This window comes from Klebsiella sp. 28, assembly GCF_018223905.1.
In the GTDB taxonomy this organism is placed as follows: Bacteria; Pseudomonadota; Gammaproteobacteria; order Enterobacterales; family Enterobacteriaceae; genus Klebsiella; species Klebsiella pneumoniae.
Window position 1 is genome coordinate 59993 of the sequence record NZ_JAGRQY010000089.1, and the last position, 23808, is coordinate 83800.

The window sequence follows — 23808 nt, forward strand, 5'->3', positions numbered from 1 at the left end:
ATGACAGACAGGGTAGGCAGCATGCTGTATGGGTTTTCACAGGTTATTTTGCAGGGTGCGCTCGTCACCCTGGAGCTTGCGCTCAGCTCGGTCGTTCTCGCCGTCCTGATTGGGCTGGCGGGCGCTGGCGCAAAGTTATCGAGCAACCGTCCACTGGCGCTGGTGTTTGAAGGCTATACCACTCTGATCCGCGGCGTGCCCGATCTGGTGCTGATGCTGCTGATTTTCTACGGCCTGCAGATTGCGCTAAACAGCGTTACCGATGCGCTGGGCATGGCCCAGTTTGATATCGATCCGATGATCGCCGGGATTATTACCCTCGGCTTTATCTATGGCGCCTATTTTACGGAAACCTTCCGCGGCGCCTACCTTGCGGTGCCGAAGGGGCATATCGAAGCGGCCACCGCCTTTGGCTTTAGCGGCGGGCAGACGTTCCGGCGTATTCTCTTCCCGGCGATGATGCGCTACGCGCTGCCGGGGATAGGCAACAACTGGCAGGTTATCCTCAAGGCGACGGCGCTGGTCTCGTTGCTGGGGCTGGAGGATGTGGTCAAAGCCACGCAGCTGGCCGGGAAAAGCACCTGGCAGCCGTTCTACTTCGCCATCGTCTGCGGCCTGATTTATCTGGTGTTTACCACCGTTTCTAATGGCGTACTGCTGCTGCTCGAACGCCGCTATACCGTTGGCGTGAAGAGGGCTGACCTGTGATTGAAATTATTCAGGAGTACTGGAAATCACTACTGTGGACCGACGGCTATCGCTTTACCGGCGTGGCGATTACCTTATGGTTGCTGATCTCTTCAGTGGTAATGGGGGGCATCCTGGCGGTGTTTCTGGCCATCGGCCGCGTCTCGAGCAATAAGTTTATCCAGTTCCCCATCTGGCTGTTCACTTACATATTTCGCGGCACGCCGCTGTATGTGCAACTGCTGGTTTTTTACTCCGGCATGTATACCCTGGAAATCGTCAAAGGCACGGAGCTGTTGAACGCTTTTTTCCGCAGCGGGCTAAACTGCACGGTACTGGCGTTAACCCTGAATACCTGCGCCTATACCACTGAAATTTTCGCCGGCGCGATCCGCTCAGTACCCGCCGGAGAAATTGAAGCGGCGCGGGCCTACGGCTTCTCTTCGGTCAAACTATACCGCTGCATTATTCTGCCTTCCGCGCTGCGGATTGCGCTACCGGCCTACAGTAACGAAGTGATCCTCATGCTGCACTCTACCGCGCTGGCGTTTACCGCTACGGTACCGGATCTGCTGAAAATCGCCCGCGATATCAACTCGGCCACCTATCAGCCGTTCACCGCGTTTGGCATCGCCGCGGTGCTCTATTTAATTATCTCGTATGTGCTGATTAGCTTGTTCCGTAAAGCGGAAAAGCGCTGGTTGCAGCATATCAAACCTTCTTCGACGCATTGAGAACGCCATGTCCGACAATAAATTAAACGTTATCGATCTGCATAAACGCTATGGGGAACACGAGGTGCTGAAGGGCGTCTCGCTGCAGGCGAAAGCCGGGGACGTTATCAGCATCATCGGTTCATCGGGTTCCGGAAAAAGTACCTTTTTGCGCTGTATTAACTTCCTTGAAAAACCGAGCGAAGGCACGATTGTCGTCAGCGGCCAAAATATTGGTCTGGTACGGGATAAAGACGGCCAGCTGAAGGTGGCCGACAAGAACCAGTTGCGCCTGCTGCGCACCCGGTTGACCATGGTGTTTCAGCATTTCAATCTGTGGAGCCATATGACGGTGCTGGAGAACGTCATGGAGGCGCCGATTCAGGTGCTGGGCTTAAGCAAACAGGAAGCGCGCGAACGGGCGGTAAAATATCTGGCCAAGGTCGGGATAGACGAACGTCAGCAGGCGAAGTATCCGGTGCATCTTTCCGGTGGCCAGCAGCAGCGTGTCTCTATTGCCCGCGCGCTGGCGATGGAACCGGAAGTGCTGCTGTTTGATGAGCCGACCTCCGCGCTGGATCCGGAACTGGTGGGCGAAGTGTTACGCATTATGCAGCAGCTGGCGGAAGAGGGAAAAACCATGGTGGTGGTGACCCATGAAATGGGCTTTGCCCGCCACGTCTCTTCACATGTCATTTTTCTGCATCAGGGTAAAATTGAAGAAGAAGGGCATCCGGATGCGCTGTTTGGCGCGCCGAAAAGCCCGCGCCTGCAGCAGTTTCTGAAAGGTTCGCTGAAATAATCGGCTCATCCGGCGTCTGCGGACGCCGGATGAGCTTCCCGCTCCAGCCGATAGATCCAGTCATCGTAATCGACGCCGTTCAGATGATAGGCTTTCTCCAGCACCTGGGTGCGCACAAAGCCTTGCTTCTCCAGCAGGCGCGATGAGCCACGGTTTTCACCCAGCACCCAGGCATTGATGGCCTGCACCCCCAGGGTGGTGAAACCATACTCGCAGACCGCCCGCAGCGCTTCGCTGGCATAGCCTTTTCCCTGAGCCTGAGGCAGCAGCGCGTAGCCGACGTCAGCTTCGTGCGGATTTTTCGGGCTGATGCGGAGCCCAATATCGCCCAGCGCCTCGCCGAATTTATCGCGCAATACAAACACCCCGGGATCGGCACAGCGACTGACGAAGACGCTGCGCAGCGCCTCCTCGCTTAACACCTCCCCCATAAAACGCATCACCTGCGGATCCTGGCGCAGGCGCAGAAAAAAGGGCCAGTCATCGGTAACAAAGCGGGTAAGCGAAAGGCGTGGTGTGGTGATGGTCGTCATAAAGCAGTCAATACGCAGAAAGAAAAGCCTACCTTAGCACTTTGCTTTGCCAGGTAACACCGGTGAACCGGCCGGCTGGCGGTGAATTCAGGCGATTAAGGGCGCTGGTTGTCCTGAATATGGCGATGCTGCAGCGCCAGGGTGAGGCCATCCAGGCGTGGAGCATGAGCCAGCAGAACGGAATCAGGGGAGCCAATGCTCCCCTGTGTCAGCCATTAACTCAGCACATCCTTTAGCGCTTCGCCCAGATCGTACCAGCGGAAGGCAAAGCCGGCGGCCTCCAGACGCTTTGGCAGCGCGCGCTGGCCGCCGAGCACCAGGACGGCGGATTCCCCCATCAACAGGCGGATAGCGGCGGCGGGAACGCGGAAAATCGCCGGTCGATGGAGCGCATGACCCAGCGCATGGGCGAACTGCTCGTTATGCACCGGGTAGGGAGAAACCATATTGAACGGACCGCGCAGATCGTTATCCAGCAGCCACAGAATGCCGTTAACCATATCGTCGATATGGATCCAGGCCAGGTACTGTCTGCCGTTGCCGATAGGCCCGCCGAGGCCGAGCTTAAAGGCGGGTGTCATTTTGCCGAGAATACCGCCCCGCGGAGCCAGTACCACGCCGGTGCGCAGCAGGCAGACGCGGGTGCGCTCGCTTTGCGCTTCGCAGACAATTTGCTCCCAGCGGGCGCACAGCTTATGGGTAAACTCATTGTGCGGTGGCTCTTCTTCGGTCACCACCACCTCGCCGAGGTCGCCATAGTAGCCGATGGCAGACCCGCTGATCAGCACGGAGGGAGGGGTGTCGCTGGCGTGGATCAGGCCCACCAGCCGCTGCGTGAGATCCCAGCGGCTATGGCACAAGCGTTGTTTCTGCTCGGCCGTCCAGCGTTTATCAGCGATGGGTTCACCCGCCAGATTGATGACGGCATCAATGTCATTGAGGTGGTGATGGCCCTCGAAATCGCGCCACAGGGTGACGCGCGGATCGAGACGGGCGCGGGCGGTATCCGGATGTCGCGTGGAGACCGTGACGCTATGCCCGAGCTCCAGCAATCTGGGTATCAGATGTCGGCCAATCAGGCCGGTACCACCAGTAAGCAGGATCTTCATACCACCTCCCTGACATGGTTAGCGACGCCAGCTCATGGTCATGGACACCGAGTCGGCATAACGCAGCGCATGAAGTTTATCAATCTCCACTTCAGCATATGTGACCCAGTGATGTTCGCATGCGATATTCAGCACATCCTGAGTTAATTTTTCCAGCAGCGAAAAACGGCCATTCTCAAGATGGCTGATTATACGCTTGGTAATGGTGCGGTAGTTCAGCGCATCATTGATGTCCTCGCTGTCGCGCGCTTTATCGGCAGGGTAGTGAATGGCTACATTCACTACCACGTCCTGGCGGTTGGCGATCTCTTCCTCTTTAATACCAATAAAAGTCCGCAGGCGCAGGTTCTTAATACGAATAATGGCGTCTGGTTGAGACATTGCAGGCTTCCTCCGTGGTGTAAGTCCTGCAATCATACAACAAAGCGCGACGGGCGAGCAGGGGGTTAATAAAGCTGAATTTTTAACATCGCTTCCGCCGTTGCCGGCCGCTGCTTAATGCGCTCATACCAGTTGTGCACCGCCGGATAGTTCGCCAGATCGATACGCTGTCGGACATGGCAGTTCACCCAGGGCCAGGCGGCGATGTCGGCGATACTGTAGTGGTCGCCGCCAAGCCACGGGCTGCATCCCAGGCGCTGATTTAGCACCCCATACAGTCGTTGGGTTTCCACCTGAAAACGTTCAATAGCGTAGGGCACGGTTTGCGGCGCGGAGTGGGAAAAATGTTGATTTTGCCCCAGCATCGGCCCCAGCCCGCCGACCTGCCAGAACAGCCACTGCAGCGTGACGTAGCGTTCCCGCAGCTCGCCGCTCAGCAGCTTACCGCTTTTTTCCGCCAGATAGAGCAGGATGGCGCCGGACTCGAAAACGCTCAATGGCGCCCCGCCGTCAGCAGGCATGTGGTCGACGATAGCCGGAACTTTATTATTCGGCGAAATCGCCAGAAACTGCGGATGAAATTGTTCCCCTTTGCCGATATCGACCCGAATTAGCCGATAGGCTAGCTCCGCCTCTTCGAGGAACAGGGTGATTTTGTGGCCGTTTGGGGTGGGTGCATAGTAAAGATCGATCATAATATTTCCCGCCGTCGTGGGTCGCAAACTGTTCGAGTATAGGTGAAGCTGCGCCACCCGGGAGAAATTCCGCAAGCGACCCGGCAGCCAGGCGACGAGTCGTCCGCGCTCGAGCAGTGACATCGCCTGTAAGACAGGCTATGTTGGCTTATTGTCCTGTCTACCACCCTTGAGGAAGCTATGAGCCAGCCTGTCATTACCCTGTGGTCCGATGCCGATTTTTTCTCACCGTACGTGATGTCTGTCTATGTCGCTCTGCAGGAAAAAAGCCTGCCTTTTACCCTTAAAACCGTCGACCTGAACCGCGGCGAACATCTGCAGGCGGGCTGGACAGGCTATGCCGCCACCCGTCGCGTACCGCTGCTGGAGGTTGATGATTTCGCGCTAAGTGAGTCTTCGGCGATTACCGAGTATCTGGATGAGCGTTTCGCGCCGCCGGAGTGGGAGCGCATCTACCCGCATGATCTGCAAAAACGAGCCCGCGCCCGGCAGATCCAGGCCTGGCTGCGCAGCGATCTGATGCCAATTCGTGAAGAGCGATCCACCGCCGTGGTGTTTGGCGGGGCGAAAATGCCGGACCTCAGCGAGGCCGGCAGGCAATCTGCGGAAAAGCTGTTTGCCACCGCCACCATGCTACTGGCCCACGGCGGGCAAAATTTATTTGGCGAATGGTCTATTGCCGACGCAGACCTGGCGCTGATGCTCAATCGCCTGGTTCTCAATGGCGATAAGGTACCGGAGGCGCTGGCTGATTATGCGTCTTTCCAGTGGCAGCGGGCCTCAATCCAGCGTTACGTGGCGCTTTCCGCCAAACGCTGAGGCTGATAACCCGCCGCGCTTCCGCTATCATAGAGGCATCGTAACCAGTGGAGATGGAACCTATGAAGCTGATGTTTGCCTCCGATATTCATGGTTCGCTGCCCGCCACGGAACGCGTGCTTGAACGGTTCGCGCAAAGCGGCGCCAGGTGGCTGATCATACTCGGCGATGTGCTCAATCACGGTCCGCGCAACGCGCTGCCTGAGGGGTATGCGCCGGGTGAGGTGGCGGAGCGGTTGAACAGCGTGGCGGAACGCATTGTTGCCGTTCGCGGCAACTGCGACAGCGAAGTGGATCAGATGCTGCTTCGTTTTCCAATGACCGCGCCCTGGCAGCAGGTGCTTAGCGAACGCTATCGCCTGTTTCTGACCCACGGGCATCTCTATAGTCCGGATAATCTGCCGCCGCTGGCCGCTGGCGATGTCCTGGCATATGGCCATACTCATATACCGGTCGCGGAAAAACGCGGCGCAATTTACCTCTTTAATCCCGGCTCAGTGAGTATCCCGAAAGGGGGATATTCCGCCAGCTATGGGCTGCTGGATCAGGGGCGGCTGCAGGTTTTAGCACTCAATGATAATCAGGTTATTGCAGAGGTTGCAATTTACCCGTAATTTAGCCCTCAATCATAAAGACGCGCCGCGAGAGCGCATTTAAAGTAAGGTTTCCTGATGGCGGAACAGAATCATTTGGCAAGCACAGAATGGGTCGATATTGTTAATGAAAACAATGAGGTGATAGCACAGTCCAGCCGCGAGCAAATGCGCGCGCAGTGCCTGCGCCACCGGGCGACCTATATCGTCGTTCATGACGGAATGGGGAAAATTCTGGTGCAGCGACGCACCGAGACAAAAGACTTTCATCCGGGCATGCTGGATGCCACCGCTGGCGGCGTCGTGCAGGCTGATGAGCAGCTGCTGGAATCGGCCCGTCGCGAGGCGGAAGAGGAGTTAGGCATCGCCGGGGTGCCGTTTGCCGATCACGGCCAGTTTTATTACGAAGACAAATTCTGCCGCGTCTGGGGAAGCCTGTTCAGCTGCGTCTCCCACGGGCCGTTCGCCCTGCAGGAAGAAGAGGTCAGCGAGGTGTGCTGGTTAACGCCGGAAGAGATCACCGCCCGCTGCGATGAGTTCACGCCGGACTCCCTGAAAGCGCTGGCGCTGTGGATGACCCGCAACGCCGGTAATGAGTATGATGATGCGGAAGAGAGCGAGCGCGAATAAAGATCGCAAACGCGCGGCAGCAATCGTCGCTCGCCTCCTGACGACAAAAAGGCAGCCATTCGGCTGCCTTTTGCTTTGACCACAGCGGCAGATTACTTCTGCTGCTGAGCCGATTGGATCGCGGTCAGTGCGATGGTATAGACGATATCGTCTACCAGCGCGCCACGGGACAGGTCGTTGACCGGCTTGCGCATACCCTGCAGCATCGGCCCGATGGAGATCAGGTCGGCAGAGCGCTGTACCGCTTTGTACGTGGTGTTACCGGTGTTCAGATCCGGGAAGATGAACACGGTCGCGCGGCCAGCTACCGGTGAGTTCGGCGCTTTGGACTTCGCTACGTCAGCCATCACCGCGGCGTCATACTGCAGCGGGCCGTCGATCATCAGGTCAGGACGTTTTTCCTGCGCCAGACGGGTCGCTTCGCGGACTTTCTCGACATCGCTACCCGCGCCGGAGGTACCGGTGGAATAGGAGAGCATCGCCACGCGCGGTTCGATGCCGAAGGCAATCGCGGATTCAGCGGACTGAATAGCGATTTCCGCCAGCTGCTCGGCGGTCGGGTCCGGGTTGATCGCGCAGTCGCCGTAAACGTAAACCTGTTCCGGCAGCAGCATGAAGAACACGGAGGAGACCAGCGAGCTGCCCGGCGCGGTTTTGATCAGCTGCAGCGGCGGACGAATGGTGTTGGCAGTGGTGTGAACCGCGCCGGATACCAGACCGTCGACTTCGTCCTGTTCCAGCATCAGGGTGCCGAGAACCACGTTGTCTTCCAGCTGCTCACGCGCGACCGCTTCGGTCATGCCTTTGTTCTTACGCAGTTCGACCAGGCGACCCACATAGCTTTCGCGAACCACTTCCGGATCGACGATTTCAATGCCGGCGCCAAGCTCAACGCCCTGGGCCGCGGCTACGCGGTTGATCTCATCCGGGTTACCCAGCAGGACGCAGGTGGCGATCCCGCGTTCGGCGCAAATCGCCGCCGCTTTCACGGTACGCGGTTCGTCGCCTTCCGGCAGAACGACACGTTTGCCGGCTTTGCGCGCCAGCTCGGTCAGCTGGTAGCGGAAGGCTGGCGGAGAGAGACGGCGGCTGCGCTCGGAGGTCGCGGTCAGCGATTCGATCCAGTCGGCGTTGATGTAGTTGGCCACGTATTCCTGAACTTTCTCGATACGCTCGTGATCGTCAACCGGTACTTCGAGGTTAAAGCTCTGCAGGCTCAGGGAGGTCTGCCAGGTGTTGGTGTTGACCATGAATACCGGCAGGCCGGTCGCGAAAGCGCGTTCACACAGCTTGCTGATGCGTGCGTCCATTTCATAGCCGCCGGTCAGCAGAATGGCGCCGATTTCCACGCCGTTCATTGCCGCCAGGCAGGCCGCAACCAGCACGTCAGGACGGTCTGCGGAGGTAACCAGCAGAGAACCAGGGCGGAAGTGTTCCAGCATGTGCGGGATGCTGCGCGCGCAGAAAGTCACGGATTTCACGCGGCGGGTATTGATATCGCCTTCGTTGATGATGGTCGCATTCAGATGGTGAGCCATGTCGATCGCGCGGGTCGCGATCAGATCGAAGCTCCATGGCACTGCGCCCAGCACCGGCAGCGTGCTGCCTTTCTGCAGCTGAGCCGGGTCAATCTTCACGATTTTTGCTTTCGACGAGTCGTCGAAAATTTCCGACAGGTCAGGACGGGTACGGCCCTGATCGTCGACAGGGGCATTCAGTTTGTTGACGATAACGCCGGTGATGCTGGTATTTTTGGCGCCGCCAAAGCTGTTACGGGTCAGTTCGATACGCTCGTTCAGCTGTTCTGGCGTGTCGGTGCCCTGAGACATCACGAAGACGATTTCAGCGTTCAGCGTTTTGGCGATTTCAAAGTTCAGCGCCTGGGCGAACTGATGCTTACGGGTCGGTACCAGGCCTTCCACCAGCACCACTTCCGCGTCCTGAGTATTCGCGTGGTAGTTGGCAATGATCTCTTCCATCAGCACATCTTTCTGATTGCTGGAGAGCAGAGACTCAACATGGCTCATCTTCAGCGGTTCAGCGGCGGTGGTGGTGGAGGAGCTGGCGCGAACGATGGTGGTGGTCTGGTCTGGGGCATCGCCACCGGAACGCGGCTGGGCGATAGGTTTAAAGACGCTCAGACGAACGCCTTTGCGTTCCATAGCGCGGATCACACCGAGGCTGACGCTGGTCAGACCTACGCTGGTACCGGTAGGAATTAACATGATAGTACGGGACACGGTATATCCTCTTTCGTTACCGCCAGTATCAGGCGGGATACAAAACAGCACCGCCAGCTATCCGTCATATTTCAAGTTGCACGTGCGTTGGCTCTACTTGCTCACCCCGGTGGCGTACGCGCTGTACGCGGCCGGGGTTTTGCTGTGTCGCCGCCTTCCTGCAGCTCGAATTATTGCGGGTCAGGGCTGGCGATGTGGAATTATGCGGTCAGACGGCTGGCGTCTTGCGCGATGACCAGCTCTTCGTTGGTCGGGATAACCACGGCAGGACGGGTGCCTTCTTTGTTGATGAAGCCAGACTTGCCGAAGCGGGCAGCAAGGTTACGCTCATGGTCAACTTCAAAGCCCAGTACGCCCAGTTTGCCCAGCGACAGCTCACGCACCATCGCGGCGTTTTCACCGATACCACCGGTGAAAATAACGGCGTCAAGACGGCCGTCCATCAGCGCGGTGTAGGAACCGATGTATTTCGCCAGGCGGTGGCAGTAAACGTCCATTGCGCGTTTAGCGTCGGCTTTTTCCTGATAGTTGTCTTCCACGTAGCGGCAGTCGCTGGTGACTTCGGTCAGACCCAGCAGGCCGGACTCTTTGGTCAGCATTTTGTTGATCGCGTCAACGCTCATGCCCAGGGTGTCGTGCAGATGGAAGATGATGGCCGGATCGATGTCACCGGAGCGGGTACCCATCACCAGGCCTTCCAGCGGGGTCAGACCCATGGAGGTGTCAACGCATTTACCGTTACGGATAGCGGAAACAGAACCACCGTTGCCGAGGTGGCAGGTGATGATGTTCAGCTCTTCCACCGGCTTGTTGAGGATCTTAGCGGCTTCCTGAGTCACGTAGAAGTGGCTGGTGCCGTGCGCGCCGTAACGACGAACGCCGTGCTCTTTGTACAGGCTGTACGGCAGGGCGTAGAGATAGGATTCTTCCGGCATGGTCTGATGGAACGCCGTATCGAATACAGCCACGTTTTTGTCTTTCAGGTGCGGGAAGGATTTCAGCGCTTCAGCGATGCCGATCAGGTGTGCCGGGTTGTGCAGCGGTGCGAAAGACGCGGCGTCTTTAATACCCTGAATTACGGACTCGTCGATCACCACAGAGCTGGTGTATTTTTCACCGCCGTGTACGATACGGTGGCCGATTGCGGTCAGCTGAGCAGACAGTTCTGGTTTTTGTGCCAGAATAGTGTTAACGATAAAGTTCAGCGCTTCACTGTGCGCGGCGCCCGCGCCTAACTCGGCTTCTTGTTTGCTGCCGTCCATTTTCCATTTGATACGGGCTTCCGGCAGGTGGAAGCATTCCGCTAAACCGGACAGATATTCGTCGCCGTTCACGGCGTCAAGGATAGCAAATTTCAGAGAGGAGCTACCGCAGTTCAGAACCAGTACTAACTTACTCGACATGGAAGTACCTTTTTATGATACGTGGCTAAAAAAACGTCAGTGTGTCATTAGCGTAGCGCAGGATGACCTCGACATTTATGATTAACATCATGCCTTGTTCTGTTTTCGGGCACGATGAGAGAAGTACATTTGATTTTATGCCATTTTGCATAATTTTCAGCCAATGGCAGAATATGCGATAATTTGACTAGCCTGGCAAAGAGTCTAACCGCCCTTTCAGGCGGGCACAGGATACCTGATTGCGGCATCCTTTGCCAAAATCTTTTGAACGATGTCATGCATAGTTGGTGTTTTGCACGAATTTTTTAAGTTTTATATGTAAAGTTGAGGTAAAGCCATGTCGACCCCTGAGAAACGCCCCGTTAGCTTCTTTAGCTTGTTCAACCGCGGGCAGCATTACGCAAAGACCTGGCCTCTCGACAAGCGCCTCGCGCCGGTGTTTATTGAAAACCGCATTATTCGTGCCACCCGCTATGCCATCCGCATCATGCCGCCAATCGCCATTTTTACCCTCTGCTGGCAGATAGCTCTTGGCGGCCAGCTGGGCCCCGCCGTCGCTACCGCGCTGTTTGCGCTGAGCCTGCCGATGCAGGGACTCTGGTGGTTGGGTAAGCGTTCGGTGACGCCGCTGCCGCCCTCCATTCTTAACTGGTTCTATGAAGTGCGCGGTAAACTGCAGGAGGCGGGGCAGGCGCTGGCACCGGTCGAAGGCAAGCCCGATTATCAGGCGCTGGCTGACACGCTTAAGCGCGCCTTCAAACAACTGGATAAAACTTTCCTTGATGATTTGTAATTCACTACGGAAAACGCATATAAAAGAAGGCGCATGATTTATGCGCCTTCTTTATTTCACGCCCTACCGTGCTACAGGAGTCACAACATGGAAATGACCAATGCGCAGCGTCTGATTTTATCCAATCAGTACAAAATGATGACGATGCTCGACCCGGATAATGCGGAACGCTACCGTCGTCTGCAAACCATCATAGAGCGAGGGTATGGGCTACAGATGCGTGAACTGGACCGCGAGTTTGGCCAGCTGACGGAAGAAACCTGCCGTACCGTTATTGATATCATGGAGATGTACCACGCGCTGCACGTCTCCTGGACCAACCTGAAAGACGCGGCGGGTATCGATGAACGCCGGGTCACCTTCCTCGGATTTGATGCCGCCACCGAAGCGCGTTATCTCGGCTATGTGCGTTTTATGGTCAACGTTGAAGGCCGCTACAGCCATTTTGACGCCGGTACCCATGGCTTTAACTCGCAGACTCCGATGTGGGAGAAATATCAGCGGATGCTGAGCGTCTGGCACGCTTGCCCACGCCAGTATCATCTGAGCAGTAATGAAATTAATCAAATTATCAACGCCTGAGGGAGGTGCCCGTGCAGTGTAAAGGTTTCCTGTTCGATTTAGACGGGACGCTGGTGGATTCCTTGCCGGTGGTGGAGCGTTCATGGTGCAAGTGGGGGGATCGTTTCGCCATTGACCATGATGAAATTCTCAGTTTTATTCACGGCAAGCAGGCCATTACCTCCATTCGCCATTTTATGCCGGGGCGCAGCGAGGAGGATATCCAGGCCGAATTTCGCTACCTCGAGCAGATAGAAGCCACTGATATTGAGGGTATCGTCGCGCTGCCGGGGGCATTAGCCCTGCTGAATACGCTCAATGAGGCCGGGATCCCGTGGGCGATTGTCACCTCCGGTTCGATTCCGGTTGCCCACGCGCGTCACCGCGCGGCGGGCCTGCCGATGCCTGAGGTGTTCGTCACCGCCGAGCAGGTGAAACACGGCAAACCGGCGCCGGACGCCTATGTGCTGGGCGCCGAGCGGCTGGGTCTGCCTGCCGGGGAGTGCGCGGTGGTGGAAGATGCGCCGGCGGGGCTCCTCTCCGGACNNCTATCGCGGTCAACGTGCCCGCCGATGCCCCTCGCCTGGGTGAAGCCGACCTCGTGCTGAGCAGCCTGGAAGATCTGGTGGTTGAACGCCAGACTGACGGCGTGGTAAATGTGCGTCTTAAAGCGTAAACCCATGATTTCGCCCCGCGTCGTCGGGGCTTTTTTATGCCACTATGTCGACTCCCACTTGTGACAAGGAAACGTTGTGAACGGTGAATTGATTTGGGTTTTATCCCTCCTGGCCATCGCGGTTGTGCTGTTTGCTACCGGCAAGGTGCGCATGGATGCTATCGCCCTGATGGTCATTGTCGCCTTTGTCCTCAGCGGAACGCTGACGTTAAATGAAGCTTTTTCCGGATTCAGCGATCCTAACGTGATCCTGATTGCCGCCCTGTTTATTATCGGCGATGGCCTGGTGCGCACCGGAGTCGCCACCAAAATGGGGGCATGGCTGGTGAGCGTGGCGGGGAACAGCGAAACCAAAATGCTGATCTACCTGATGCTCACCGTCGCCGGTCTGGGCGCGTTTATGAGCTCCACCGGGGTGGTCGCCATTTTCATCCCGGTGGTACTTAGCGTCTCGGCACGGATGAATACCTCGCCATCGCGGCTGATGATGCCGCTGAGCTTCGCCGGGCTTATCAGCGGGATGATGACCCTGGTGGCGACGCCGCCCAACCTGGTGGTCAACAGTGAATTGCTGCGCGAGGGACTGCACGGCTTCAGCTTTTTCAGCGTCACGCCGATTGGCCTGGTGGTGCTGATCCTGGGCATCGTCTATATGCTGGCGGTGCGCTTTATGCTGAAGACGGATAATGGCGACTCCGCACGCGATGGGCGAAAAAGAAGCACCTTCCGCGATTTGATCCGCGAATATCACCTCACCGGCCGCGCTCGCCGGCTGGCCATCCGCCCGGGTTCGCCGATGATCGGTCAGCGGCTGGATGATTTAAAGCTGCGTGAGCGCTACTGCGCCAACGTGATCGGCGTTGAACGCTGGCGGCGGTTCCGCCGGGTAATTGTCAACGTCAACGGGGTATCGGAATTTCGCGCCCGCGACGTCCTGCTGATCGATATGTCCGCCTCCGATGTCGATTTACGCCAGTTCTGCGGCGAGCAAATGCTTGAGCCGATGGTATTGCGCGGCGAGTATTTTGCCGATCAGGCGCTGGATGTGGGGATGGCGGAGGTGGCGCTGATCCCGGATTCAGAGATGATGGGCAAAACGGTGCGTGAGATAGCCTTCCGCACCCGGTTTGGTCTCAATATCGTCGGCATGAAGCGCGATGGCAAAGCGATGGATGGTTCGGTGGTCGACGAGCCGCTGCAGCTCGGCGATATCCTGCTGGTGGTCGGCAACTGGCGGCAAATTGCCTTGCTGGCGAAGCGCGGCCGGGATTTCGTGGTGCTCAATATGCCGGTTGAGGTCGATGACGCTTCGCCGGCCCACAGCCAGGCTCCGCATGCGATTTTCTGCCTGGTGCTGATGGTAGCCCTGATGCTCACCGATGAAATTCCCAACCCGATTGCCGCGATTATCGCCTGTCTGCTGATGGGCAAATTCCGCTGCATCAATGCCGAAAGCGCCTACAAGGCGATCCACTGGCCGAGCATTATTTTGATTGTTGGGATGATGCCGTTTGCCCTGGCGCTGCAAAAAACCGGCGGGGTGGATCTGGTGGTGAAGGGACTGATGGATGTCGCCGGAGGCGAGGGGCCTTATCTGATGCTCGGCTGCCTGTTCGTGATGTGCGCGGCGATTGGGCTGTTTATCTCAAACACCGCCACGGCGGTGCTGATGGCGCCTATTGCCTTAGCGGCGGCGAAGTCAATGGGCGTCTCACCCTATCCTTTTGCCATGGTGGTGGCGATGGCGGCTTCGGCGGCGTTTATGACCCCGGTCTCCTCGCCGGTTAACACCCTGGTGCTTGGCCCGGGCAAGTACTCATTTAGCGATTTTGTCAAAATAGGCGTGCCCTTTACCATACTGGTGATGGTGGTCTGCGTCCTGCTAATCCCGGTACTGTTTCCGTTTTAAGATATTCTGGCCGGGTAGAGCACAACCGCCGCCCGGCCAGAACCTTACAGCGGCGAATCCTGGCTAATTTCGTCCAGCGACAGCTGGAAGCTTGGGACGAACACTTGCATAAAGTAATCCATCTCCGCGCTGCGCCGCGATGTCAGGGTCTTTTCCAGCCGACCTTTGGCCAGCAGAAATTCGTTATTGCCTGCAGACAGCTCTTCGAGGCACTTCAGGTAAGCGCAGAGGGCGTCAGCCTGTTTAACGATCGACTGCTCTTCCTCACTGTAGTGATGCTCATCAATCAGCGGCTCGAAAATATCGCGCAGCTCGTCAGGGACCATATCCACCAGCTTTTGCTGAGCAATTTTCTCAATCGCCTTATATTCCTGGGCAATCTGGGAGTTGAAATATTTCACCGGAGTAGGGAGGTCGCCAGTTAGTACTTCCGAGGCGTCATGGTACATCGCCAGCAGGGCGATACGCTCGGCGTTGACCTGGCCGCCAAATTTGCGGTTTTTAATCGCCGCTAGCGCGTGGGCGACCATCGCCACCTGCAGGCTGTGTTCGGAGACATTTTCGGTGCGCACGTTGCGCATCAGCGGCCAGCGGTTAATCAGTTTCAGGCGGGAGAGGTGGGCAAAGAAATGACTCTGACTCATAGGGACCCTTAATCAGTGACAACATCGGGTTCCATTGTGCGCAGGGATCGCCGCCGGATGCAAATGCCGGCGGCGGCGCGATTAAAGCTGATGGTAGCCGGAGAGGAAGCGGCCAAAGCGGGAGATAGCCATCTCCAGGTCGTCTTCGCGCGGCAGGGTCACGATGCGTACGTGATCCGGCCACGGCCAGTTAAAGGCGGTGCCTTGCACCAGCAGGACTTTCTCCTGCAGCAGGAAGTCGAGCACCATTTTCTGGTCGTCATGAATATTGAAGCGTTTGGCGTCGATTTTCGGGAACATATACAGCGCGCCTTTTGGCTTCACGCAGGAGACGCCCGGAATATCGTTGATAAGCTCCCAGGCGCGGTTGCGTTGTTCATACAGGCGTCCGCCGGGGATGATGAATTCGCTGATGCTCTGATAGCCGCCCAGCGCCGTCTGGATAGCATGCTGGGCCGGCACGTTGGCGCACAGACGCATTGAAGCCAGCATCTCCAGCCCTTCGATATAGCCCTTCGCGTGTTTTTTCGGGCCATTCAGCACCATCCAGCCCTGACGGAAGCCGGCAACGCGATAGGTTTTCGACAATCCGTTAAAGGTCACCGTCAGCAGGTCCGGCGCCAGGGCGGCAATAGAGTGATGCTGGGCTTCGTCGTAGAGGATCTTGTCGTAAATTTCATCGGCGAAAATGATCAGATTATGCTGACGAGCGATCTCCACGATCTCCTGCAGCAATTCTTTGGAATAGACCGCGCCGGTGGGGTTGTTAGGGTTAATGATCACGATCCCGCGGGTGCGCGGTGTGATTTTTGCGCGGATGTCGTCCAGATCCGGGAACCAGTCAGAGGATTCGTCACACAGATAGTGCACCGCTTTGCCGCTGGAAAGCGACACCGCCGCCGTCCACAGCGGGTAGTCCGGGGCGGGAACCAGCATCTCATCGCCGCTGTTTAACAGCGCCTGCATCGCCTGCACAATCAGTTCGGACACGCCGTTGCCGATATAGATGTCTTCCACCGTGACATCGCGCATACCCCGGGCCTGGTAATGCTGCATGATAGCTTTACGCGCCGAGTACAATCCTTTCGAATCGCAGTAACCCTGGGCGGTAGGCAAATTGCGGATGACGTCGACGAGGATCTCGTCAGGGGCCTCGAAGCCGAATGGCGCCGGGTTGCCGATGTTCAGTTTCAGAACCTTATTGCCTTCTTCTTCAAGACGTTTGGCTTCTTTCAGAACCGGGCCGCGGATGTCATAACAGACGTTCTCTAACTTGCTGGATTTTTCGATGGGGGACATGAATCTTGACCTTTTAGCTGTTATCGCCACTCCCTGCCGTGGAAGTCAGCACGGAACAATGTACTCCCCCTCCCCGCTGTTTTGAAGGCTTTGCAGGAGAAGATTTTGCTAACGTCGGATTTTAAGCGCAATTGATTTATCTACCGATTGCGGATTTGGTCTGTGGCTTATGCCTTTTTATGTCGATTTTTTGGTCGTAAATATAGATTTAGTAGCGATTTTGCCATCATTTATCTCGTTTGTTTGCCCGGTAATATGGGGAGGGAGAAGGGGGAGTCGCTAAAAAACGCTATCCTGCATACAAGCGCGATTGGCTTGTAATTTTGATGTTAAATAATTTTAATAAAAAACAGCGTGCGACCACATTATTATTATTTTTAGCGGGTAATAATCTGAGGTTTGTTAATTAATATAAAATGTTGAAAAAAATTTAAAATTGTCTCAGTTAATCCTTATTAAGGCTTATAAAAAGGAGGGGGATAGGTTAGAATATCACCGTTAATATCCGTGTTAACCGCCAAGAACTGCGGTTGCATTGAGATTTAATATATTGTTATTACAGGATTTTATTGTTCCTTTTCTGCCGGAAAGTTACGCCAGAAGAGCGATTTTCTCAGCATCACTGACCGGGTTCCCGCGGCGACGTATGGCGCCTGGCTGGTCGTGGTAATAAATAATAATGAGAAATACGAACAATATATTACTCCGCAGTTCTGCGCATTTGCCCAGACGAGTACTTTGGCATGTAATAACGTTCGTCCAGTTGTTTATCCGCCGTCAGACGGTGAGCACGAGGCTCAGGGAATAGCCGGAAACCTGGCGTAAAGCATCAACAAGGCAGGTCAGCGTTAGCCACCTGTAAGTGAAGAAAGATGATTAATACAACACGTCCCATACTCAACCTCGATCTCGATCTGCTGCGTACCTTTGTCGCGGTCGCTGATTTGAACACTTTTGCCGCCGCCGCCGCCGCAGTGTGTCGTACTCAGTCCGCGGTCAGTCAGCAAATGCAACGCCTGGAACAGCTGGTGGGCAAAGAGCTTTTCGCCCGCCACGGCCGCAATAAGCTGCTGACCGAGCAGGGGATCCAGCTGCTGGGCTATGCCCGCAAAATTCTCCGTTTTAACGATGAAGCCTGTATGTCGCTGATGTATGGCAGCCTGCAGGGGGCTCTGAGCATCGGTGCGTCAGAAGAAACGGCTGACACCATCCTGCCGTTTTTGTTAAACCGCATCGGCTGTTTCTATCCCAGAATGACGTTGGAGATCAAAGTTCATCCCCATGCCGCCATCATGGAGATGCTGGCCGAGGGGCTGGTCGATCTGGCGTTGACCACCCATCAGCCTCCCGGCTTTACCTCTTTTACCCTGAGAACATCACCTACTCTCTGGTATTGTGCAGCGGAATATGTGCTGGCGAAGGGGGAATCTATCCCCCTGATCCTGCTCGAAGAGCCAAGTCCATTCCGCCAGGATATTATCGCCGCGCTGGAAACTGCTCGCGTCAGTTGGCATCTGGCCCACGGAGCTTCCTCGCTATCGGGCGTGAAAGCGGCGGTGAAGGCCGGGCTGGGCGTGACGGCGCGCCCGGTCGAAATGATGAGCCCGGATCTACGCGTGGCTGGCATCAGTGAGGGGTTACCGGCGTTGCCGGACACCCGGTACGTCGTCAGCTGCAATCCGCGGACGGTGAGCGAACTGCCGCAGGCGATTTTTCAGTCTCTGAGCCAGGAGATCCATCCCTGGGAAACGGGCACAGCACTTACTCCGGAAGAGGGAGGGAATACCTTAGTTTTGTAAGGGTATTCTTGCTAACAAAGATCACAAAAACTGGTAACAGAATGTAAGTGCCCAAAAAGAGCCTCAGGAGTTGGTTTCCCGCCTGGCGGCTCTTTTTTTTGCACTCTTATTGATGTTTTGAATCTTTTTTGTATTTCTTTGCAGAAAAATCAGCGTATTGGCGTGACAAGGCGCTCAGCTTGTCGACTTTTCCCTGCACTTTCAACACTTCCTGCTAATGTTAAAAAACCGGATGGATTGTTGCCGATTTCCTGGGGTAATTAACAAAACCGTGTCGCAGATCAAGAAAATACCCCTCTTTGGGGGGAGGAATCGAGGCTAAATCCTGTCAAAATAGAAGGGATTTTTGATTTACGACGGAAACGGACACGATTCAACAACACTAAAACCGAACAGTATGCAAGGTTATTTCGCAGAAAAGGGCATTTAATGTTAATGAAAAGATTCCAATGTAAATTAATGTTATGAAAACTTTTGTTAAAGTTGACAAAAGGTTAAAGAAAGGGGTAAAAAGCCACGGCATCTGGGCTTCTCACATCGACCAGGGACGCTTTTTTGCACGGTTATTTTTTATTCCTCCCGTGAAACGCTGTGGCGTTCATCTGCCAGTAAGAGCAGAGGGTTTTGGCGCTACACTTTTTTGGTTAAGCAATGCGTATGTCAACATCCACTGAAGTCATCGCTCATCATTGGGCATTCGCTATATTTCTCATCATCGCTATCGGCCTGTGCTGCCTCATGCTCGTCGGCGGCTGGTACCTTGGCGGTCGCGCGCGCGCGCGTAGTAAAAACACGCCGTTTGAATCGGGGATCGACTCCGTCGGTTCGGCCCGCTTACGTCTTTCTGCGAAGTTTTATCTGGTTGCCATGTTCTTCGTTATCTTCGACGTGGAAGCCCTGTATCTCTACGCATGGTCGACCTCTATCCGCGAGAGCGGCTGGGTCGGCTTTGTGGAAGCCGCAATTTTCATTTTAGTGCTACTGGCTGGTCTGGTTTATCTCGTTCGCATCGGCGCACTGGACTGGACGCCTGCGCGTTCCCGTCGCACGCTGGTTAACCCGGAAACAGACAGTCCCACTAACCGTCATATGCAGTAAAAGCGAGGCAATAAGATGGATTATACGCTCACCCGCATAGATCCTAACGGTGAGAACGACCGTTACCCCCTGCAGAAACAGGAGATCGTTACCGATCCTCTGGAGCAGGAAGTCAATAAAAGCGTGTATATGGGGAAACTCGAACACGCGCTGCATGACATGGTGAACTGGGGCCGTAAGAACTCAATTTGGCCGTACAACTTCGGCCTTTCTTGCTGTTATGTGGAAATGGTGACGTCATTCACTGCGGTGCATGACGTTGCGCGTTTTGGGGCAGAAGTTCTGCGCGCCTCTCCGCGTCAGGCGGACCTGATGGTGGTCGCGGGAACATGCTTTACCAAAATGGCGCCGGTTATTCAGCGTCTCTACGATCAGATGCTGGAGCCGAAGTGGGTGATCTCCATGGGCGCCTGCGCCAACTCAGGCGGGATGTACGACATCTATTCCGTCGTCCAGGGCGTGGATAAATTCATTCCGGTCGATGTGTACATCCCGGGCTGCCCGCCGCGTCCGGAGGCCTATATGCAGGCGCTGATGCTGCTGCAGGAGTCCATTGGTAAAGAACGTCGTCCGCTCTCATGGGTGGTTGGCGATCAGGGCGTTTATCGCGCCAATATGCAGTCGGAACGCGAGCGTAAACGCGGCGAACGTATTGCAGTGACCAATCTGCGGACGCCGGACGAGATTTAATTTGCGCCTGCGGGCGGGAGAACCACTTCGCAAATCAATCTACAACAGCGCGAAGTCTCGCCGGCAGTCACCACGGACCTTTTGCAATGGTGAACAATATGACCGATTTAACCGCGCATGACGCCGCACCAGCCTGGCAAACCCGCGATCACCTTGATGACCCGGTGATTGGCGAACTGCGCAACCGCTTTGGGCCGGATGCCTTTACCGTTCAGCCAACCCGTACCGGCGTACCGGTGGTATGGGTGAAGCGTGAACAGCTGCTGGAGGTGGGTGATTTCCTGAAGAAATTGCCGAAGCCTTACGTGATGCTGTTTGACCTGCACGGCATGGACGAACGTCTGCGCACGCACCGCGATGGCCTGCCCGCCGCGGATTTTTCCGTTTTCTATCACCTGATCTCCATCGATCGCAACCGCGACATCATGCTCAAGGTGGCGCTGTCGGAAAACGATCTGCATCTGCCGACCTTCACCAAACTGTTCCCCAACGCCAACTGGTATGAGCGTGAAACCTGGGAAATGTTTGGCATTACCTTCGATGGTCACCCGAACCTGCGTCGCATCATGATGCCGCCGACCTGGGAAGGTCACCCGCTGCGTAAAGATTATCCGGCGCGTGCCACCGAGTTCGACCCGTTTGAGCTGACCAAAGCCAAACAGGATCTGGAGATGGAGGCGCTGACCTTTAAACCGGAAGAGTGGGGCATGAAGCGCGGCACCGACAACGAGGACTTCATGTTCCTCAACCTCGGTCCGAACCACCCATCGGCGCATGGTGCGTTCCGCATTATTCTGCAACTGGACGGCGAAGAGATCGTCGACTGCGTACCGGATATCGGTTATCACCACCGCGGCGCCGAGAAGATGGGCGAGCGTCAGTCCTGGCACAGCTACATCCCGTATACCGACCGTATTGAATATCTCGGCGGCTGCGTCAACGAGATGCCGTACGTGCTGGCGGTGGAAAAACTGGCTGGGATCACCGTACCGGATCGCGTGAACGTGATCCGCGTGATGCTCTCCGAGCTGTTCCGCATCAACAGCCACCTGCTGTATATCTCGACCTTTATTCAGGACGTCGGCGCGATGACGCCGGTCTTCTTCGCCTTTACCGATCGGCAGAAAATTTACGATCTGGTGGAAGCGATTACCGGGTTCCGTATGCACCCGGCGTGGTTCCGCATCGGCGGCGTCGCGCACGATCTGCCGCGTGGCTGGGATCGCCTGCTGCGTGAGTTCCTCGAGTGGATGCCGAAGCGTCTGGACTCCTATGAGAAGGCCGCCCTGCGCAACACCATTCTGAAAGGCCGTTCCGTCGGCGTGGCAGCCTATACCGCCAAAGAGGCGCTGGAGTGGGGCACCACCGGCGCAGGCCTGCGCGCCACCGGTATCGACTTCGACGTGCGTAAATGGCGTCCTTACTCTGGCTATGAAAACTTCGACTTCGAAGTCCCGACCGGGGGGGGCGTCTCAGACTGCTACACCCGCGTGATGCTGAAAGTAGAAGAGCTGCGCCAGAGTCTGCGCATTCTTCAGCAGTGCCTCGATAACATGCCGGAAGGCCCGTTCAAAGCGGATCACCCGCTGACCACGCCGCCGCCGAAAGAGCGCACGCTGCAGCATATCGAAACCCTGATCACCCACTTCCTGCAGGTATCGTGGGGCCCGGTGATGCCGGCCAACGAATCTTTCCAGATGATTGAGGCGACCAAAGGGATCAACAGTTACTACCTGACCAGCGACGGCAGCACCATGAGCTACCGTACCCGCGTGCGTACGCCGAGCTTTGCGCACCTGCAGCAGATCCCGTCGGCGATCCGCGGCAGCCTGGTATCCGACCTGATCGTCTATCTGGGTAGTATCGATTTTGTTATGTCAGACGTGGACCGCTAATTATGCACGAGAATCAACAACCACAAACCGAGGCTTTTGAGCTGAGTGCGGCAGAGCGTGAGGCTATTGAGCACGAGAAGCACCACTACGAAGACCCGCGTGCGGCGTCCATCGAAGCGCTGAAAATCGTTCAGAAACAGCGCGGCTGGGTGCCGGATGGCGCGATCTACGCCATCGCCGATGTGCTGGGGATCCCGGCCAGCGACGTGGAAGGCGTGGCGACGTTCTACAGCCAGATTTTCCGCCAGCCGGTTGGCCGTCACGTGATCCGCTACTGCGACAGCGTGGTATGCCACATCACCGGCTATCAGGGTATTCAGGCCGCCATTGAGAAGAAACTGAATATCAAGCCGGGGCAGACCACCTTTGATGGCCGCTTTACCCTGCTGCCGACCTGCTGCCTGGGTAACTGCGACAAGGGACCGACCATGATGATTGATGAGGATACTCACAGCCATCTGACGCCGGAGGCAATTCCTGACCTGCTGGAGCAGTACAAATGAAAACCGTAATTCGTACTGCGGAAACGCATCCGCTCACCTGGCGCCTGCGCGACGACAAGCAGCCGGTGTGGCTGGACGAGTATCGCAGTAAAAATGGCTATGAAGGGGCGCGTAAAGCCCTGACCGGGATGGCCCCGGATGAGATTGTCACGGCGGTAAAAGACGCTGGCCTGAAAGGGCGCGGCGGCGCGGGCTTCTCCACTGGTCTGAAGTGGAGCCTGATGCCGAAAGACGAATCCATGAACATCCGTTACCTGCTGTGTAACGCCGATGAAATGGAGCCGGGCACCTATAAAGACCGCCTGCTGATGGAGCAGCTGCCGCACCTGCTGGTGGAAGGCATGCTGATCTCCGCGTTTGCGCTGAAAGCGTACCGCGGCTACATCTTCCTGCGCGGGGAATATATTGAAGCGGCCCAGCATCTGCGTCGCGCGATTGCTGAAGCCACCGAAGCGGGTCTGTTGGGGAAAAACATCCTCGGCACCGGGTTTGACTTCGAGCTGTTCGTGCACACCGGGGCAGGGCGCTATATCTGCGGCGAAGAGACGGCGCTGATCAACTCCCTGGAAGGCCGCCGCGCCAACCCGCGATCCAAGCCGCCGTTCCCGGCGAGCTCCGGCGTCTGGGGCAAGCCGACCTGCGTCAACAACGTAGAAACCCTGTGCAACGTGCCAGCGATCCTCGCCAACGGCGTCGAGTGGTACCAGAACATTTCCACCAGCAAAGATGCTGGCACCAAGCTGATGGGCTTCTCCGGCCGGGTGAAGAATCCGGGCGTCTGGGAGCTGCCGTTCGGCACCACTGCCCGCGAGATCCTCGAAGATTACGCCGGCGGTATGCGCGATGGCCTGAAGTTTAAAGCCTGGCAACCGGGCGGAGCAGGGACCGACTTCCTCACCGAAGCGCACCTCGATCTGCCGATGGAATTCGAAAGCATTGGTAAAGCGGGCAGCCGTCTGGGCACCTCGCTGGCGATGGCCGTTGACCACGAGATCAACATGGTCTCGCTGGTGCGCAACCTTGAAGAGTTCTTTGCCCGCGAGTCCTGCGGCTGGTGTACGCCGTGCCGCGATGGTCTGCCGTGGAGCGTGAAGATCCTGCGCGCCCTGGAGCGCGGCGAAGGCCAGCCTGGCGATATCGAAACCCTTGAGCAACTGTGTCGATTCCTGGGCCCGGGTAAAACCTTCTGCGCGCACGCGCCGGGCGCGGTCGAGCCGCTACAGAGCGCGATTAAATATTTCCGCGAAGAATTCGAGGCTGGCATTAAGCAGCAGTTCAGCAATACCCATGCAATCAACGGGATTCAGCCGAACCTGCTTAAGACGCGCTGGTAATC

The 23808-nt window shown here is 56.5% G+C and carries 24 protein-coding genes and 1 pseudogene; 17 read left to right on the top strand and 8 right to left on the bottom strand.

What is annotated here, in order from left to right; genetic code table 11:
• Nucleotides 1-21: 21 nt before the first annotated feature.
• From KHQ28_RS15715 to hisP, 3 genes are read left to right on the top strand one after another with little or no spacing between them, the layout of a single operon-like run.
• Nucleotides 22-708, top strand: coding sequence for a histidine ABC transporter permease HisQ (locus KHQ28_RS15715; protein WP_002913208.1), 687 nt, complete (start codon nucleotides 22-24; stop codon nucleotides 706-708).
• Nucleotides 705-1421 (top strand): histidine ABC transporter permease HisM, encoded by a 717-nt coding sequence (hisM, locus tag KHQ28_RS15720; protein ID WP_002913207.1) that lies wholly within the window; start codon nucleotides 705-707, stop codon nucleotides 1419-1421. Before KHQ28_RS15715 ends, hisM begins: the two co-directional genes overlap by 4 nt.
• Nucleotides 1422-1428: 7 nt before the next feature.
• Nucleotides 1429-2202, top strand: coding sequence for a histidine ABC transporter ATP-binding protein HisP (gene hisP, locus KHQ28_RS15725; protein WP_002913206.1), 774 nt, complete (start codon nucleotides 1429-1431; stop codon nucleotides 2200-2202).
• 5 nt (nucleotides 2203-2207) lie between these two features.
• Here the strand turns inward: hisP and KHQ28_RS15730 are convergent, their stop codons facing one another.
• The gene (locus KHQ28_RS15730) at nucleotides 2208-2735 is read right to left on the bottom strand and encodes a GNAT family N-acetyltransferase (protein ID WP_004140943.1); all 528 of its coding nucleotides are present in this window, start codon (nucleotides 2733-2735) and stop codon (nucleotides 2208-2210) included.
• A 119-nt stretch (nucleotides 2736-2854) separates the two neighbouring features.
• Here KHQ28_RS15730 and KHQ28_RS15735 point away from each other — a divergent pair, with 119 nt between their 5' ends.
• Complete coding sequence (locus KHQ28_RS15735) at nucleotides 2855-2971, top strand: hypothetical protein (RefSeq protein ID WP_004217247.1); 117 nt, start codon at nucleotides 2855-2857, stop codon at nucleotides 2969-2971.
• Here the strand turns inward: KHQ28_RS15735 and KHQ28_RS15740 are convergent.
• From KHQ28_RS15740 to yfcG, 3 genes are all read right to left on the bottom strand, one after another.
• On the bottom strand, nucleotides 2951-3844 hold the full coding sequence (locus KHQ28_RS15740) for a TIGR01777 family oxidoreductase (protein ID WP_032418614.1): 894 nt from the start codon (nucleotides 3842-3844) through the stop codon (nucleotides 2951-2953). The genes KHQ28_RS15735 and KHQ28_RS15740 overlap by 21 nt on opposite strands.
• Nucleotides 3845-3862: 18 nt before the next feature.
• Entirely contained in the window at nucleotides 3863-4225 is a 363-nt protein-coding gene (gene folX, locus KHQ28_RS15745) for a dihydroneopterin triphosphate 2'-epimerase (RefSeq protein WP_002913200.1), read from the bottom strand.
• A gap of 65 nt (nucleotides 4226-4290) precedes the next feature.
• Nucleotides 4291-4920 carry a GSH-dependent disulfide bond oxidoreductase gene (yfcG, locus tag KHQ28_RS15750; protein WP_004174988.1) on the bottom strand — a complete coding sequence of 210 codons (630 nt, stop codon included), beginning with the start codon at nucleotides 4918-4920 and terminating at the stop codon, nucleotides 4291-4293.
• A gap of 180 nt (nucleotides 4921-5100) precedes the next feature.
• On the opposite strand from yfcG, the gene yfcF reads away from it, so the two are divergent.
• The 3 genes from yfcF to yfcD all read left to right on the top strand — a co-directional run bounded on the left by yfcF (nucleotide 5101) and on the right by yfcD (nucleotide 6962).
• On the top strand, nucleotides 5101-5739 hold the full coding sequence (gene yfcF / locus KHQ28_RS15755; protein WP_009307378.1) for a glutathione transferase: 639 nt from the start codon (nucleotides 5101-5103) through the stop codon (nucleotides 5737-5739).
• Nucleotides 5740-5801: 62 nt separating this feature from the next.
• The gene (gene yfcE, locus KHQ28_RS15760) at nucleotides 5802-6353 is read left to right on the top strand and encodes a phosphodiesterase (protein WP_004174991.1); all 552 of its coding nucleotides are present in this window, start codon (nucleotides 5802-5804) and stop codon (nucleotides 6351-6353) included.
• Nucleotides 6354-6410: 57 nt separating this feature from the next.
• Complete coding sequence (gene yfcD, locus KHQ28_RS15765; RefSeq protein ID WP_002913197.1) at nucleotides 6411-6962, top strand: NUDIX hydrolase YfcD; 552 nt, start codon at nucleotides 6411-6413, stop codon at nucleotides 6960-6962.
• 92 nt (nucleotides 6963-7054) lie between these two features.
• On the opposite strand, the gene pta is transcribed toward yfcD, so the two are convergent.
• Nucleotides 7055-9202, bottom strand: coding sequence for a phosphate acetyltransferase (gene pta, locus KHQ28_RS15770; protein WP_002913196.1), 2148 nt, complete (start codon nucleotides 9200-9202; stop codon nucleotides 7055-7057).
• 200 nt (nucleotides 9203-9402) lie between these two features.
• Entirely contained in the window at nucleotides 9403-10605 is a 1203-nt protein-coding gene (gene ackA, locus KHQ28_RS15775) for an acetate kinase (RefSeq protein ID WP_002913195.1), read from the bottom strand.
• A 337-nt stretch (nucleotides 10606-10942) separates the two neighbouring features.
• Here ackA and yfbV point away from each other — a divergent pair, with 337 nt between their 5' ends.
• The 4 genes and pseudogenes from yfbV (at nucleotide 10943) to KHQ28_RS15795 (ending at nucleotide 14544) form a co-directional block, all read left to right on the top strand.
• Nucleotides 10943-11398, top strand: a complete 456-nt coding sequence (yfbV, locus tag KHQ28_RS15780; RefSeq protein WP_002913194.1) for a terminus macrodomain insulation protein YfbV — start codon at nucleotides 10943-10945, stop codon at nucleotides 11396-11398.
• Between the two features lie 87 nt (nucleotides 11399-11485).
• Nucleotides 11486-11980: a YfbU family protein gene (locus KHQ28_RS15785; protein WP_002913193.1), complete on the top strand. Its 495-nt coding sequence runs from the start codon at nucleotides 11486-11488 to the stop codon at nucleotides 11978-11980.
• Between the two features lie 11 nt (nucleotides 11981-11991).
• Nucleotides 11992-12635: pseudogene (locus KHQ28_RS15790) on the top strand (sugar phosphatase).
• 76 nt (nucleotides 12636-12711) lie between these two features.
• Nucleotides 12712-14544: an SLC13 family permease gene (locus tag KHQ28_RS15795; RefSeq protein WP_009484760.1), complete on the top strand. Its 1833-nt coding sequence runs from the start codon at nucleotides 12712-12714 to the stop codon at nucleotides 14542-14544.
• 44 nt (nucleotides 14545-14588) lie between these two features.
• Here KHQ28_RS15795 and yfbR read toward each other — a convergent pair whose 3' ends face one another.
• On the bottom strand, nucleotides 14589-15188 hold the full coding sequence (gene yfbR / locus KHQ28_RS15800; protein WP_032418617.1) for a 5'-deoxynucleotidase: 600 nt from the start codon (nucleotides 15186-15188) through the stop codon (nucleotides 14589-14591).
• An 81-nt stretch (nucleotides 15189-15269) separates the two neighbouring features.
• Entirely contained in the window at nucleotides 15270-16487 is a 1218-nt protein-coding gene (gene alaA / locus KHQ28_RS15805) for an alanine transaminase AlaA (protein WP_002913185.1), read from the bottom strand.
• A gap of 872 nt (nucleotides 16488-17359) precedes the next feature.
• Between alaA and KHQ28_RS15810 the strand changes: the two genes are divergently transcribed.
• From KHQ28_RS15810 to nuoF, 6 genes are all read left to right on the top strand, one after another.
• On the top strand, nucleotides 17360-18286 hold the full coding sequence (locus tag KHQ28_RS15810) for a LysR family transcriptional regulator (RefSeq protein WP_002913183.1): 927 nt from the start codon (nucleotides 17360-17362) through the stop codon (nucleotides 18284-18286).
• A 651-nt stretch (nucleotides 18287-18937) separates the two neighbouring features.
• Nucleotides 18938-19384, top strand: coding sequence for an NADH-quinone oxidoreductase subunit NuoA (nuoA, locus tag KHQ28_RS15815; RefSeq protein ID WP_002913181.1), 447 nt, complete (start codon nucleotides 18938-18940; stop codon nucleotides 19382-19384).
• A 15-nt stretch (nucleotides 19385-19399) separates the two neighbouring features.
• The gene (gene nuoB / locus KHQ28_RS15820) at nucleotides 19400-20074 is read left to right on the top strand and encodes an NADH-quinone oxidoreductase subunit NuoB (RefSeq protein WP_002913178.1); all 675 of its coding nucleotides are present in this window, start codon (nucleotides 19400-19402) and stop codon (nucleotides 20072-20074) included.
• An 86-nt stretch (nucleotides 20075-20160) separates the two neighbouring features.
• On the top strand, nucleotides 20161-21969 hold the full coding sequence (gene nuoC / locus KHQ28_RS15825; RefSeq protein WP_002913162.1) for an NADH-quinone oxidoreductase subunit C/D: 1809 nt from the start codon (nucleotides 20161-20163) through the stop codon (nucleotides 21967-21969).
• 2 nt (nucleotides 21970-21971) lie between these two features.
• Nucleotides 21972-22472, top strand: a complete 501-nt coding sequence (gene nuoE / locus KHQ28_RS15830) for an NADH-quinone oxidoreductase subunit NuoE (RefSeq protein ID WP_002913160.1) — start codon at nucleotides 21972-21974, stop codon at nucleotides 22470-22472.
• Nucleotides 22469-23806 carry an NADH-quinone oxidoreductase subunit NuoF gene (gene nuoF / locus KHQ28_RS15835; RefSeq protein WP_002913158.1) on the top strand — a complete coding sequence of 446 codons (1338 nt, stop codon included), beginning with the start codon at nucleotides 22469-22471 and terminating at the stop codon, nucleotides 23804-23806. The genes nuoE and nuoF overlap by 4 nt, the downstream gene beginning before the upstream one ends.
• Nucleotides 23807-23808 lie beyond the last annotated feature (2 nt).

What these genes read in the sequence shown, in the direction of transcription:
- KHQ28_RS15715 (WP_002913208.1), top strand. Translation starts at nt 22, where the DNA reads ATGCTGTATGGGTTTTCACAGGTTATTTTGCAGGGTGCGCTCGTCACC.
- hisP (WP_002913206.1), top strand. Translation starts at nt 1,429, where the DNA reads ATGTCCGACAATAAATTAAACGTTATCGATCTGCATAAACGCTATGGG.
- KHQ28_RS15730 (WP_004140943.1), bottom strand. Translation starts at nt 2,735, where the DNA reads ATGACGACCATCACCACACCACGCCTTTCGCTTACCCGCTTTGTTACC.
- KHQ28_RS15735 (WP_004217247.1), top strand. Translation starts at nt 2,855, where the DNA reads ATGGCGATGCTGCAGCGCCAGGGTGAGGCCATCCAGGCGTGGAGCATG.
- KHQ28_RS15740 (WP_032418614.1), bottom strand. Translation starts at nt 3,844, where the DNA reads ATGAAGATCCTGCTTACTGGTGGTACCGGCCTGATTGGCCGACATCTG.
- folX (WP_002913200.1), bottom strand. Translation starts at nt 4,225, where the DNA reads ATGTCTCAACCAGACGCCATTATTCGTATTAAGAACCTGCGCCTGCGG.
- yfcG (WP_004174988.1), bottom strand. Translation starts at nt 4,920, where the DNA reads ATGATCGATCTTTACTATGCACCCACCCCAAACGGCCACAAAATCACC.
- yfcF (WP_009307378.1), top strand. Translation starts at nt 5,101, where the DNA reads ATGAGCCAGCCTGTCATTACCCTGTGGTCCGATGCCGATTTTTTCTCA.
- yfcE (WP_004174991.1), top strand. Translation starts at nt 5,802, where the DNA reads ATGAAGCTGATGTTTGCCTCCGATATTCATGGTTCGCTGCCCGCCACG.
- yfcD (WP_002913197.1), top strand. Translation starts at nt 6,411, where the DNA reads ATGGCGGAACAGAATCATTTGGCAAGCACAGAATGGGTCGATATTGTT.
- ackA (WP_002913195.1), bottom strand. Translation starts at nt 10,605, where the DNA reads ATGTCGAGTAAGTTAGTACTGGTTCTGAACTGCGGTAGCTCCTCTCTG.
- yfbV (WP_002913194.1), top strand. Translation starts at nt 10,943, where the DNA reads ATGTCGACCCCTGAGAAACGCCCCGTTAGCTTCTTTAGCTTGTTCAAC.
- KHQ28_RS15785 (WP_002913193.1), top strand. Translation starts at nt 11,486, where the DNA reads ATGGAAATGACCAATGCGCAGCGTCTGATTTTATCCAATCAGTACAAA.
- yfbR (WP_032418617.1), bottom strand. Translation starts at nt 15,188, where the DNA reads ATGAGTCAGAGTCATTTCTTTGCCCACCTCTCCCGCCTGAAACTGATT.
- alaA (WP_002913185.1), bottom strand. Translation starts at nt 16,487, where the DNA reads ATGTCCCCCATCGAAAAATCCAGCAAGTTAGAGAACGTCTGTTATGAC.
- KHQ28_RS15810 (WP_002913183.1), top strand. Translation starts at nt 17,360, where the DNA reads ATGATTAATACAACACGTCCCATACTCAACCTCGATCTCGATCTGCTG.
- nuoA (WP_002913181.1), top strand. Translation starts at nt 18,938, where the DNA reads ATGCGTATGTCAACATCCACTGAAGTCATCGCTCATCATTGGGCATTC.
- nuoB (WP_002913178.1), top strand. Translation starts at nt 19,400, where the DNA reads ATGGATTATACGCTCACCCGCATAGATCCTAACGGTGAGAACGACCGT.
- nuoC (WP_002913162.1), top strand. Translation starts at nt 20,161, where the DNA reads ATGGTGAACAATATGACCGATTTAACCGCGCATGACGCCGCACCAGCC.
- nuoE (WP_002913160.1), top strand. Translation starts at nt 21,972, where the DNA reads ATGCACGAGAATCAACAACCACAAACCGAGGCTTTTGAGCTGAGTGCG.
- nuoF (WP_002913158.1), top strand. Translation starts at nt 22,469, where the DNA reads ATGAAAACCGTAATTCGTACTGCGGAAACGCATCCGCTCACCTGGCGC.